Origin of the sequence: Flavobacterium sp. FlaQc-28 (genome assembly GCF_044007415.1) — a bacterium.
Taxonomy (GTDB): Bacteria; Bacteroidota; Bacteroidia; order Flavobacteriales; family Flavobacteriaceae; genus Flavobacterium.
Window position 1 is genome coordinate 747,347 of the sequence record NZ_JBIPCM010000001.1, and the last position, 13,692, is coordinate 761,038.

Below are 13,692 nucleotides of genomic sequence, written 5' to 3' on the forward strand. Positions count from 1 at the left end.
AACAACTTTAAACCTGAAACCTGAAACCTTTTTTTTATCTTTGCTAAAATTACTATAAAATAATGGCATCAGAAGAGAAATCACTCAATTTTATTGAACAAATCATAGAGGAAGATCTAAAATCAGGTCTTTCACAAAGTAAACTTCATTTTCGTTTTCCACCAGAACCAAACGGTTATTTACACATTGGTCATGCAAGTTCTATTGCATTAAATTTTGGTTTAGGAATTGATTATCAGTCTCCTGTAAATTTACGTTTTGACGATACAAACCCTGAAAAAGAAGAACAGGAATTTGTTGATGCTATTAAAAAAGATGTTGAATGGTTGGGTTACAAATGGGCTGAAGAACGTTACGCTTCTGATTACTTTCAACAATTATACGATTGGGCAGTTTTATTAATTAAAAAGGATAAAGCTTATGTTGACAGTCAGTCTTCTGAAGATATGGCAATTCAAAAAGGAACTCCATCTACAGTTGGAACAGATAGTCCGTACAGAAATCGTTCTGTTGAAGAAAACTTAGATTTATTCGAAAGGATGAAAAACGGTGAATTTGAGGCTGGTACACATATTCTTCGTGCAAAAATTGACATGAAATCGACTAATATGTTGATGCGTGATCCTATTATGTACAGAATTTTACACAAACATCATCATAGAACTGGTGATGCCTGGAAAATTTATCCAATGTACGATTGGGCACACGGACAAAGTGATTATTTAGAAGAAATCTCACATTCATTTTGTACGCTGGAATTTTTACCTCACCGTGAATTATACGATTGGTTTTTAGATCAGATTTTAGACGAAAATAAACTACGTCCGAAGCAAAGAGAATTTGCAAGACGTAATTTATCACATACCGTTGTTAGTAAAAGAAAATTACAGCAACTAGTTAAAGAAAAGCATGTTAACGGTTGGGATGATCCTAGAATGTCAACTATTTCTGGGTTAAGAAGAAGAGGTTATACCGCTGCATCTTTACGTAATTTTGCTAATACAATTGGTATTGCAAAACGTGATAATTTAATAAATGTATCGGTTTTAGAATTCTGTATTCGTGAAGATTTAAACAAAATTGCACCTCGTGTAATGGCAGTTTTAGATCCGGTAAAAGTGATAATTACAAATTATCCTGAAGGAAAAGAAGAGTTGTTAGAAGCCGAAAATAATCAGGAGGATGAGAATGCAGGATTTAGAAAAGTACCTTTTTCTCGTGAATTATACATAGAAAGAGAAGACTTTTTAGAAGAAGCTCCAGCTAAATATTTCCGTTTGACTTTAGGAAAAGAAGTACGTCTTAAAAATGCGTATATTATTAAAGGAGAATCTGTTGTAAAAGATTCTGAAGGTAATATTACAGAAATTCATGTTACTTATGATACTGATTCTTTAAGCGGAAGCGGGACAGAAGCAAGTCAAAGAAAAGTGTCTGGAACGCTGCATTGGGTTTCTATTCCTCATGCTGTTGAAGCAGAAGTTCGTTTGTACGATCGTTTGTTTACAGATGAAGCTCCAGACAGTTATAAAGAGAAAAATTTCTTAGATTTTGTGAATCCAAATTCATTAGAAATTGTAACTGGATTTGTTGAACCAAGTTTAGCAACAGCTAAAAATGAAGACAAATTTCAGTTTCAACGTTTAGGATATTTTACTGTTGATAAAGATTCAACTCCTTCAAAATTAGTGTTTAACAAGACTGTAGGATTGAAAGATGCTTGGGAAGAAAAAGGTAAAAAAGAAGAAAATAGTATCAATAATTCTTTAAAAGATATTAATAAATATTTTAAATTAGAAAATTTAGCTGAACGTTTGGCAATTCGAGATGCAATAGGCGAGAACATAGCCACTATTTCAAGTTTTTCACTTTTGCAGAATTCATTAAAAAAGAATATCAACAATAATAAGGCTTCATTGTTGTTTGCTCTATTTATTTTGAAATATTCAAATTGGAAGTCTTCAGATTTTGAAGAAGAGGATATTAAAAAATTATATACTATGTCTTTGAGAAGTGAATCGACTTATGTTAGATATAGAGCTCTTTTAAATTTAAAAAATATTGAAAACGAAAATTTAAGAAATCAGTTTGAAGACCAAATTTCAAAACTGCATTTAAATCCTCCAAAAAATGCATCGGAAAAAGAAATAGAAATTCTTACCGAGATGGTAAAGCAGTAAAATAATTATAATCTATGGAAAGCGCTTTTTATAAGCGCTTTTTTTTATTATTTATTTTTTCTATTAATACTTAATGTTTTATAATTTTTATAGATTAAAAATGACTTTCATAAATTGATTTTAAGTTATTTTTTCATTTCTTCCATGTCAATTATCCTATTTTTAAAAACAGTAAAACAGAAGCCTTTATTTTAATTTTTGATTTTGTTTTATGTTTTTTTACGTCTTTTTGAGTAGAAATTATTTTTGAAATTGGAGATTCCCTTTTTTGAGGAGAATTATAATTTGTTTTTTTAGTTTCGTCAATTTCTAAATTGCTGTTTTTAAAATATCAATTTTAATTATGTTTTTTTGGTTTTTAAATGATTTTAATTATTATTTGTTTTATTTATTGTTTTTATAATTTTAATAGATAGATTTAAGTAAAAATGACCTTCATAAATTAATTTTAAGCGCCGTTTTTACTTCTTTAATATCAATAATTAACTTTTGTTTTTTTGTTGTTTTACGATCTTTATTTTAGTTTTTAGCCTAATTTTTCTTAGTTTAACGGGTTGTTAACACACAATTGTTTATAAAGTTGCTATTTTTATCAAAAGCTCAAGTATGAAATTTTAGAATTTCAAAAATTGGCGTTTTAAGAATCGAATTGGAGTTTTTCTAAAATTTAAAAATTTTCATTTTTAGTTTTAGAGTTAATTCTAAACCTGAATTTTAAAAATTGATTTTATGGTCAGTTTATAGTTGTAATTTGTTTTTGATAATACATTTACGATGTAAGTATTTTTTGAAAGCATTTATAATTTGTAAATTTCATGAAGTTAGTTTTACACGTATCGAAATTTTGATTTTCATTTTGAACTAAGAATTTTTAATCCTTAAATTTTAAATGTTATGAAAAATTTATTTTTTACATTATCGGCAGTTTTATTTGCAAACATTGCAATTTCGCAAACACATCAAATTACAAAACACAATGGTGAGCAACTTGATGTAAATTTTATTAAAAACGAAAATGGTTTAATTTATTATTCTTTAAACGGAAGTTCTGAAGAAGTTAAAATTAGTAAGTATGCTGTTTCTCAATTAACCAATAAACAAACCAATCAAACACAAAAAATATCAGATAAAATAATAGTAGATTCAAAAGATGATTATAAAATGGTAACAGTTCTGCCTCAAGAAAAGACAATAGGACTGAAAGAAGTGGCTTCATTTACAGGTGTCTCGACAAGGACAAAAGGTGAACCGCCAATTGCCAATAAGAATCAAACTGCTATGAGAATCAAAAGTAAGTCAGCTTCAAATGGATATCCGTTTGTAAGTATTGTTGAGAAAGGAAACGGTAAATATGAAGCAGTAGCTTACGCGTATTAATTTTAGTGTTAAATTTTAGTAAATATCATTTGTTCAATAATTTATATTTTAAAAAAAGAGTACCTTTATTAATCACTTAAATTTTATTATTATGTCAAAGAACTTAAATACAGTAGCAGCTATCTTGGCTGGTGCAGCTGCTGGTGCAGCAATCGGAATATTATTTGCTCCAGATAAAGGATCAAAAACACGCGCAAAATTAAAAGAAGGTTTAGATGATGCCAGGCATAATTTAAAAGATTCTCTTTCAGCTAGTTCTGAGGTATTGCGCGAAAAGTTTGCTCATGCAAAAGGTAATCTTGACGGAACTTATGATGAGTTACTTTCGAATATGAGTTATAAAACAGAGGAAGTAATTACTTTTCTAGAATCTAAACTTGCTGATTTAAAAGCGCACAACGCTAAACTTCAGAAATAATATTTAGGGAGCACAAAGTTCACTTGGATTTTTATAATTGTATTTTGGTTTATTTTACTTAATTTTAAGTAGCAGCTAAATACAGTTTTTTTCAAAGTGTATTTTGTGCTTCTTTTTTTAATTAAAACTACAATTATGGCTTTTGAAGAATTAAAGGAAAATACAGAAAAAATTCAGGATCAGGCTAAAGTTTACATTGATAGTCATTTAGCATACTATAAACTCTGGGGTTTTAAAGTTGCAATGAAATCAACCACTTTAATTTTTAAGTTTACATTGATTTTATTGTGTTTTAGTATGGTTTTACTTTTTGGATCTTTTGCTGCAGCTTATGCTTTTGGTGCTTTATTCGAAAGTATTGCTTTAGGATTCTTAGCAGTAGGAGGGATCTATTTGGTCTTTACAGTTTTACTTTTCTTTGTAAAAGATAAATTTGTAGAGGGGCCAATTTTAGAGAAATTTTCAGAAATATTTTTTAATGAATAAGTTATGGAAACAAAAAAGTACTCTTCATACGCTGAAATCGACAGAGATTTAGAAATTTTAAAATTAGAAAAAGATATTAATTATCAAAAGTTAGTTTTAAACGTTCAAAAAACAAAAGAAAGTATAACACCGCAAAATATTGTAAACGGTTTTATTTCATCTTACACAGATTATTTTTCAAATTCTTATACCAAGATACTTCAATCTGTTTTACCGTACATAATAGGTTGGTTTATAAATAGAAAAAGAGGCAATTAAGCCTCTTTTTTCTTTTAGTTAGTTATTTAACTTCAGGTTGAATATCATCTTCATAACCAGATTGTGGTTGAATTGGTTTTGGTTTTTCAATCTTTTTATTAGTTTTCTTCATCATTTCACCAACTTGATTTGATGCTGTGAAAGAAGCAACCATATTGTTTAACATATCACTTCCAGCTTGTGGTGAATTTGGAAGCAATATTAAGTTTGAATTTGCATCAGCTCCAATTGCTTGTAATGTATCATAATGCTGCGTAACAACAATTAAAGCAGAAGCTTCTTGAGAGTTAATACCAACATTGTTTAAAACTTCAACACTTTCTACTAAACCTCTTGCAATTTCACGACGTTGATCTGCAATACCTTGACCTTGTAAACGTTTACTTTCAGCTTCGGCTTTTGCTTTTGCAACAATTCTAATTCTTGAACTTTCAGCTTCAAATTCAGCAGCAGTTTTTTCTCTGTCAGCAGCGTTGATTCTGTTCATTGCATTTTTCACCTGAATATCTGGATCAATATCAGTAACCAATGTATTGATAATATCGTATCCGTAAGTAGTCATTGCTTCATTTAATTCTCTTTTTACTGCAATTGCGATATCGTCTTTTCTTTCAAAAACATCATCTAATTTTAGTTTAGGAACTTCAGCACGAACAACGTCAAATACATAAGCAGTAATTTGATCGTGAGGATATTCTAATTTATAAAAAGCATCATATACTTTATCTTGAATTACTTTAAACTGAACCGAAACTTTCATTTTTATGAAAACGTTGTCTTTCGTTTTAGTCTCAATAATAACATCTAATTGCTGAATTTTAAGATTTACACGTCCGGCCAATCTATCAACAACTGGAATTTTTAATTGCAATCCCGAATTTCTCACGCTGTGAAATTTTCCAAATCTCTCAATAACAACTGAACTTTGTTGTTTTACAGTAAAGAAAGACGACATGAAAATGAAGAATGCCAATACTAATAAGATAATAAATGCTGTACTCATGGTTTTTAATTTATGTTTATGATTTTGGGAATTTACGAAAATTCTTCTAAAATATGGTTTTTAAGCATTAAAAAAACGCTAAGAACATTTGTTAGATGTTTCTTAGCGTTTCTATTTTGAATTGAAATTTTATTATAAAGTTTCGATTGCTTTATGAATTCTTGAAATAGTTTCCTCTTTTCCGATGATTTCAACAATGTCAAATAGGTGAGGACCTTTAAGCGCTCCAACTAAACTTAAACGGAAAGGCTGCATAACTTTACCCATTCCGATTTCGTTTTTAGTTAACCAATCTTTCACAATAGTTTCAATATTTGCTGAAGTAAAATCTTCAATATTTTCTAAAACCGAAATCAATTCCTGCATTAAAGCTGGAGTTTCTTCCTTCCAGTTTTTACTTGCTTTTTCATCATATGATGTTGGAGCTTGGAAAAAGAAATCAGTTAAATCCCAAAATTCTGAAACAAAATTTGCTCTTTCCTTGATAAGTGATACAATACGAGTTGTCACTTCGAGCGGAGTCGTGAAGCCTTTTTCTTCTAAAATAGGAGAGAAGCTTTTCGCTAAATCAGCATCATTTTGTTTGATTAAATATTGGTGATTGAACCATTTATTCTTTTCAGGATCAAATTTTGCTCCCGCTTTATGAACTCTGTTTAAGTCAAAAGCCTCTACTAATTCTTCTAAAGAATATAATTCTTTATCTGTTCCATCATTCCAACCTAACAAAGCAAGAAAGTTTACAACAGCTTCTGGGAAAAATCCTTTCTCTCTATATCCAGATGAAACGCCTTCTTCGGTTTTCCATTCGAGTGGAAAAACAGGAAATCCTAGTTTATCACCATCTCTTTTAGATAATTTTCCATTTCCAACAGGTTTTAAAATCAGTGGTAAATGTGCAAATTCTGGAGCATCCCAGCCAAAAGCTCTGTATAACAAAACGTGAAGAGGCATAGATGGAAGCCATTCTTCACCGCGAATTACATGTGAAGTTTCCATCAAATGATCATCAACAATATTAGCTAAATGGTAAGTTGGTATTCCGTCACTTTTGAAAAGAACTTTATCATCAAGTAAACTCGTTTCAAATTTCACATCACCACGAATAATATCTTTTAAATGTAAAGTTTCATCAACCGGAGTTTTAAAACGAATTACAAAATGCTCTCCATTTGCAATTCTTTTAGCAGTTTCGTCAGATGAAATTACCAAAGATGTATCTAACTTTTCACGATTTGTATGATTATAAATGAATGTTTTTCCTTCCGCTTCCTGTTCTTTTCTCAAAGTATCAAGAGATTCTGGAGTATCAAAAGCGTAATATGCCCAACCTGAATTGATTAATTGATCTGCATATTTTTGGTATAAATCTTTACGATCACTTTGTCTGTACGGGCCAAATTTTTCATTTTTTCCAACAGTTTCTTCAGGAGAAATTCCTAACCATTCCAAAGCTTCCATGATATAAGCTTCCGCACCTGGAACAAAACGAGTCTGATCTGTATCTTCAATTCTCAGATAAAAAACACCGTTATGTTTTTTTGCAAATAAATAATTAAATAGGGCAGTACGAACTCCGCCAATATGTAATGGTCCAGTTGGACTTGGTGCAAAACGCACACGAACTTGCTTTGACATTTGTTTAAATTTTGTTGCAAAGATACGATATTAGTCAAAAGCCAAAAGTCGAAAGTCTGAAAGGTTTTTAGCTGTGTGCTAAACTTTTGACTTTCGACTTTTGACTTTCAGACTTATCGTTATAATTAGTACTTTTATGGGTTATAAATAAAATAGATTCACATTGAAAACGTCATCTGCAATATATCAGAAGTTAGAAGGATTTATAAAGAAATATTATATGAATGAATTGATAAAAGGAGCACTTCTTTTTATTGGTTTTGGTTTATTGTATTTTCTTTTTACCCTTTTTGTTGAGTATTTTCTTTGGTTAAAACCTGCAGGAAGAACACTTTTGTTTTGGTTATTTATTGCCGTAGAAGTTTTTTTATTGTTTCGATTTATTTTATTTCCAATCTTTAAACTTTTTAAATTTCAAAAAGGAATCGATTATAATCAGGCTTCAGCTATTATCGGCAATCATTTTACAGAAGTAAGTGATAAGCTGACAAACTTTTTACAGCTTTCTTCAAGTGAAAATTCAGCTGAAAGTTCAGAATTAATGCTGGCTTCGATTGAGCAAAAAGCAAATTCATTGCAGCCAATTCCGTTTGGAAATGCTATCAATTTTAAATCAAATAAAAAGTTTTTACCACTAGCTTTAATTCCAGTTTTGCTGTTTGCAGTCTTTTTTGTTTCTGGAAACAGCAATATAATTTCGCAGAGTTTTAATAGAGTAGTGCATTTCAATGCTTCATTTTTACCGCCTGCTCCATTCAAATTTGTGGTTTTAAATAGCAATCTGCAGACTGAACAAAACAAAGATTTTATTGTAAAAGTTGAGACAGAAGGTAACGTTGTTCCTGAAAATGTAATGATTCATATTGGGAATGAAAGCTATTTTATGGAATCGTCTCAAACAGGAAAGTTCGAATTTAAGATCGAAAAGCCAACAACTGATGTTCAGTTTTCTTTTGAAGGTAATTCAGTTTCATCACATGAATATGAATTAAAAGTTATTACAGTTCCATCAATTGCGAACTTCGAAATGGTTTTGAATTTTCCATCTTATTTAAAAAAGAAATCCGAGGTAATTCAAGGAACAGGAAATGCAATTGTACCTGAAGGAACAGTGGTAACTTGGAAAATGAAAACCCAATCAACTCAAGAAGTAGTATGGAAAGACGAAAACTCAATTTTTAAGTTTAATAAAGCTGAAAATGAGTTTAAATTGGCTAAGAATATTAGTCAAAACACAGATTATCAAATTCTTACTTCAAATAATAAGGTTAAAAACTATGAAAAATTAGATTATCAGCTGTCAGTTATCAAAGATCAGTTTCCAACGATCGCTGTTTCGCCTGCTCCTGATAGTTTAAAGCTTGATAAAAGTTATGTTTTAGGAAGATTAGGTGATGATTATGGATTGTCAAAGTTACAGGTTGTTTACTACGAGCACGGAAAACCTAACACTGCTAAACGTGGAACTATTCCGGTAAAGGCGGGAGTATTTGATCAGTTTGTTTTTAATTTCCCTAGTAATCTTGCTGTTGAAGAAGGAGTATCTTATGAATATTATTTTGAGATTTTTGACAATGATGCTTTACACGGATTTAAAAGTACGAAGTCATCTACGTTTTCAGATCGTGTTTCGACAACTGATGAAATTCATGATGCAGAACTACAGCAGCAAAATGCAAATATTAATAGTTTATCTAAGTCATTAAAGAATCAGCAAAAGCAGTTTTCTGAAATGGATAAACTAAAAAATACAGGAAAAGAAAAGGATAATTTAGAGTTTAAAGATCAGCAAAAGATTAATGATTTTATTAAACGTCAAAAGCAGCAGGACGAGTTGATGAAACAGTTTGCTGAAAAGATGAACAAAAATCTGGATAAATTTCAATCTGAAAAGAAAGACAAAACTGCCGATGATTTGCAAAAACGTTTAGACAATGCAGAGAAAGATTTAGAGAAAAATCAGAAATTAATGGACGAGTTGAAGAACCTAAATGATAAATTAAACAGTGAAGAGTTGTTTGATAAGATGGAAAAGTTCAAACAAATCAGTAAGAATCAATCTCGTAATTTAGAACAATTAGTTGAATTAACAAAGCGTTTTTATGTAGAGAAGAAAGCGGAGCAGGTTGCTGAAAAGTTGAATAAATTGGCTGATAAGCAAGAACAGCTTTCAAATAGTAAAGAAAACAACAAAGAGAAACAAGATGAAATTAATAAGTCTTTTGATAAAATTCAGGAAGATTTAAAAGATTTGAAACAAGAGAATAACTCATTAAAATCTCCTTTAGATATTCCTAAGGATGCCTCAAAAGAAAAAGAGGTAGAGAATGATTTGAATAAAGCTTCTGAAGAACTTGGAAAAAAGAACACAGAATCAGCTAAGCCAAAGCAAAAGAATGCTTCTAAGAAAATGAAGTCTATGGCAGAGCAAATGCAATCTACTATGGAAGCAGGAGAGCAAGAACAATTGCATGAAGATGTTGCAATGCTTCGTCAGATTCTGGATAATCTTTTGGCATTTTCATTGTCTCAAGAAGATGTTATGAAACAGTTTAAATCGATGAAATTAGGTTCTTCTGCCTATACAAAGAACATAAAAATACAGCAAAATTTAAAGCAGCAGTTCCGTCATATTGATGATAGTTTGTTTGCATTATCGCTTAGAAACCCAAAAGTTGCTGAAGAGGTAACGAAGGAAATTGGAAATGTGCAGTATAATATGGATAAAGCAATTGAAACTTTAACCGATGTTCAGATTCCAAAAGGAGTTTCACATCAGCAATATTCAGTTTCTTCTGCGAATAAGCTGGCTGATTTTTTGAGTGATTTATTAAATAATATGCAAATGTCTATGTCTAAACCGGGAGCTGGAAAACCAAAACCTGGAGATGGTCAAGGCATGCAGCTGCCAGATATTATTCAAAAACAAAAAGGTCTTGCGGATAAAATGAAAGATGGAATGAAGCAGGGCGGTAAACCAGGTACAAGCCAACAAGGCGATAATGGAGATGGCAAGGAAGGACAAGGAAAGCAAAATCAAAGCAAAGAGGGTCAGGGAAAAACTGGACAAGGGAAAACCGGCGATGGCAAAAATGGTCAAGGAAACAATAAAGGAGAGAAAGAAAGTGATGAGAATGATGGGGAAGGTGATGCTGAAAAGATAATGGAAATATACAAAGAGCAAGTTAAACTTCGTGAAGCATTGCAAAAAGAATTGGCAAAACAAGGTTTAGATATGCAAGGTAAATCAGTTATTGATCAGATGAAAGCATCAGAAAAACAGATTTTGAATAAAGGTTTCAAGAATGAAAACCTGCAGCGTATTTTGAATATTCAGCAAGAATTGTTAAAATTAAATAATGCTGTTCAGGAGCAAGGGCAAGATACTAAGCGTCAATCTGAAACAAATAAAGCTGAATTTTCTAATCGTTCGAATGCTTTACCAAGTTCGTTGACGGATTATTTAAACAGTGTAGAGATATTAAACAGACAATCACTACCTTTGCGCTCGAATTTTAATCAAAAGGTTCAAGAATATTTTAATACAAAATGATCAATTTTAATTACGAAACAGAATTTATTTTAGACAACGAACAAGCCTTTTCTGATTGGTTAAGTGCTGTAATAGTTTCTGAAAATAAAAACGAAGGAGAAATAAATTATATTTTTTGTGATGATGAATATCTTCATAAGATTAATGTAGAGTATCTAGATCACGACACATTAACTGATATTATCAGTTTTGATTATACAGTTGGTAACGAATTGAACGGAGATATATTTGTTTCTATTGAAAGAGTAGAGGATAACGCAAAAGATTTTAATGTCTCTTTTGAGGAGGAACTAAAACGTGTACTTGCTCACGGTATATTACATTACTGTGGGTATAAAGACAAAAGTGATACAGAAGCGGAATTTATGCGTTCTAAAGAAGACGAAAAGATTGCGATGTTTCACGTGGAACAGTAATTAAAAATCTAAAAAGAAACCAAGAAAACATGTTTCACGTGGAATATGTTTTTAAAGAAAAGTATTTTATGTTCCACGTGAAACGTTTCTATTTTGAAAACGATTTTAAAAAGTGTCTCTCGTGGAGTACGAAAAATTGATTTAAGCCTGATAAGTTGTTTCACGTGGAACACGTGAAATTTAATTCTGAACAGAAAAAAGAAGTAAAATGTTTCACGTGGAACGTTTAGTTTTTAGTTTTGAATTTAGAAGAAATCAAAGACGTTCCACGTGGAACTTTTAAGTTTGATTTGAAGCCTGAAACCTGAAACCTGAAACAAAAAATCCCGTTCCACGTGGAACAAAGTAAATAAAGTTAATTCTGAGAATCGCCTTAAACGGTTTGCAGAGAATAATAAAACAAAATGTTTTTAGAAGAATACGATGTTATTGTAGTTGGTGCTGGTCATGCAGGATCTGAAGCCGCGGCAGCGGCCGCAAATTTGGGATCCAAAACTTTATTGGTTACAATGAGTTTGCAGAACATAGCTCAGATGTCATGTAATCCTGCAATGGGAGGAATTGCAAAAGGACAAATCGTTCGTGAGATCGATGCGCTTGGAGGTTACTCGGGAATTGTTTCAGATCGAACTGCAATTCAGTTTAAGATGTTGAACAAGTCAAAAGGACCTGCAATGTGGTCGCCAAGAGTTCAAAGTGATCGAATGCGTTTTGCTGAAGAATGGAGAATGATGTTGGAGGGAACTCCAAATTTAGATTTTTACCAAGAAATGGTAAAAGGGTTGATTATTGAGGACGGAAAAATAAAAGGAATTAAAACTTCGCTTGGAGTTGAGATTCGTTCGAAATCGGTAGTGTTGACAAATGGAACTTTTTTGAATGGACTGATTCATATTGGAGAAAAACAATTCGGTGGAGGAAGAGCAGGTGAAAGTGCTGCAACTGGAATTACTGAAGATTTAGTGAAAGCTGGATTCGAAGCTGGAAGAATGAAAACAGGAACGCCGCCGCGAGTTGATGGACGTTCTTTGGATTATTCGAAAATGAATGAAGAAAAAGGAGATGCAAAACCGGATAAGTTTTCTTATTCGGATTTAACCGTTCCGTTAACGAATCAGAGATCTTGTCATATGACATACACGTCGCTTGAAGTTCATGATATTTTGAGAGAAGGTTTTGATCGTTCGCCAATGTTTAACGGAAGAATCAAAAGTTTAGGTCCGAGATACTGTCCGTCGATTGAAGATAAAATTAATCGTTTTGCAGATAAAGAACGTCATCAACTTTTTGTTGAGCCAGAAGGATGGAATACTTGTGAAGTTTATGTAAACGGATTTTCGACTTCGCTTCCAGAGGATATTCAATTTAAAGCGTTGAGTTCTGTTGCTGGTTTTGAGAAAGTGAAATTCTTTCGTCCAGGTTATGCAATCGAATATGATTATTTCCCGCCGACACAATTGAAACATACTTTAGAAACGAAGTTGGTTGAGGGATTATATTTTGCTGGACAAATTAATGGAACGACAGGATATGAAGAAGCGGCATCACAAGGTTTAATGGCAGGAATAAATGCGCATTTAAAAGTGCATGAAAAAGCACCTTTAATTTTAAAACGTGACGAAGCATATATTGGAGTATTGATTGACGATTTAATTACGAAAGGAACAGAAGAACCATATCGTATGTTTACATCAAGAGCGGAGTACAGAACTTTATTGCGTCAAGATAATGCCGATTTTAGATTAACGCCAATGTCTCATGAAATTGGTCTTGCATCGGAAGCTCGTTTGCGAAGAATGGAAAAGAAATTAAACGAGTCTGAAAAGATGGTTGCTTTTTTTAGAGAAACAAGTGTTTCGGTTGCTGAAACAAATCCAATTTTAGAAGCAAAAGAAACTGCACCAATTACACAAGGTGATAAAATGTTTAAAGTTTTCTCTCGTCCGCAGATTGATTTAGATGATATGCTGAAATTTGAAAAAGTAAAAGCGTATGTTGAGGAGAATGATCTAGACAGAGAAATATTAGAACAAGCCGAAATTCAAGTTAAGTATTCTGGTTATATCGAAAAGGAAAGAAATAACGCGGATAAGTTAACTCGTTTAGAAGAAGTGAAAATTCCAGAGAATTTCGATTATAATAAAATTAAGTCAATGTCGATTGAAGCAAAACAAAAATTGGGCAAAATTCGACCAGTTACAATTTCGCAAGCTTCAAGAATCAGCGGAGTGTCGCCAAGTGATATTTCTGTGCTTTTGATTTATATGGGACGATAGAAAAGTTGTTTCAAGTTTCAGGTTTCAAGTTATTATTGGAATCTGAAATTTTGTTTTTTGAACAAAATGAACTTGGTACTTGAAACA

General features: G+C 31.6%; 10 protein-coding genes. 8 read left to right on the forward strand and 2 right to left on the reverse strand.

Annotation, left to right across the window (positions count from 1 at the left end; genetic code table 11):
• The first annotated feature begins 62 nt into the window (after nt 1-62).
• The 5 genes from ACHRVL_RS03320 (at nt 63) to ACHRVL_RS03340 (ending at nt 4,719) form a co-directional block, all read left to right on the forward strand.
• Entirely contained in the window at nt 63-2,180 is a 2,118-nt protein-coding gene (locus ACHRVL_RS03320; protein ID WP_395410291.1) for a glutamine--tRNA ligase/YqeY domain fusion protein, read from the forward strand.
• 894 nt (nt 2,181-3,074) lie between these two features.
• A complete protein-coding gene (locus ACHRVL_RS03325) occupies nt 3,075-3,557 on the forward strand; it encodes a hypothetical protein (RefSeq protein ID WP_089053518.1) in 483 nt (160 codons plus the stop codon).
• A 91-nt stretch (nt 3,558-3,648) separates the two neighbouring features.
• A complete protein-coding gene (locus tag ACHRVL_RS03330) occupies nt 3,649-3,975 on the forward strand; it encodes a YtxH domain-containing protein (protein WP_099717854.1) in 327 nt (108 codons plus the stop codon).
• Nucleotides 3,976-4,110: 135 nt separating this feature from the next.
• On the forward strand, nt 4,111-4,461 hold the full coding sequence (locus ACHRVL_RS03335; protein WP_395410294.1) for a competence protein: 351 nt from the start codon (nt 4,111-4,113) through the stop codon (nt 4,459-4,461).
• A 3-nt stretch (nt 4,462-4,464) separates the two neighbouring features.
• A complete protein-coding gene (locus ACHRVL_RS03340; protein WP_089053515.1) occupies nt 4,465-4,719 on the forward strand; it encodes a DUF6327 family protein in 255 nt (84 codons plus the stop codon).
• 22 nt (nt 4,720-4,741) lie between these two features.
• On the opposite strand, the gene ACHRVL_RS03345 is transcribed toward ACHRVL_RS03340, so the two are convergent.
• Both ACHRVL_RS03345 and gltX read right to left on the reverse strand, forming a co-directional pair.
• Nucleotides 4,742-5,722: an SPFH domain-containing protein gene (locus ACHRVL_RS03345; protein ID WP_395410296.1), complete on the reverse strand. Its 981-nt coding sequence runs from the start codon at nt 5,720-5,722 to the stop codon at nt 4,742-4,744.
• Nucleotides 5,723-5,854: 132 nt separating this feature from the next.
• Complete coding sequence (gltX, locus tag ACHRVL_RS03350; RefSeq protein WP_395410298.1) at nt 5,855-7,360, reverse strand: glutamate--tRNA ligase; 1,506 nt, start codon at nt 7,358-7,360, stop codon at nt 5,855-5,857.
• Nucleotides 7,361-7,523: 163 nt separating this feature from the next.
• Here gltX and ACHRVL_RS03355 point away from each other — a divergent pair, with 163 nt between their 5' ends.
• From ACHRVL_RS03355 to mnmG, 3 genes are all read left to right on the forward strand, one after another.
• Nucleotides 7,524-10,913 (forward strand): hypothetical protein, encoded by a 3,390-nt coding sequence (locus ACHRVL_RS03355; protein WP_395410300.1) that lies wholly within the window; start codon nt 7,524-7,526, stop codon nt 10,911-10,913.
• Nucleotides 10,910-11,329, forward strand: coding sequence for an rRNA maturation RNase YbeY (gene ybeY, locus ACHRVL_RS03360; RefSeq protein WP_395410301.1), 420 nt, complete (start codon nt 10,910-10,912; stop codon nt 11,327-11,329). The genes ACHRVL_RS03355 and ybeY overlap by 4 nt, the downstream gene beginning before the upstream one ends.
• A gap of 404 nt (nt 11,330-11,733) precedes the next feature.
• Nucleotides 11,734-13,605, forward strand: a complete 1,872-nt coding sequence (gene mnmG / locus ACHRVL_RS03365) for a tRNA uridine-5-carboxymethylaminomethyl(34) synthesis enzyme MnmG (RefSeq protein WP_395410302.1) — start codon at nt 11,734-11,736, stop codon at nt 13,603-13,605.
• Nucleotides 13,606-13,692 lie beyond the last annotated feature (87 nt).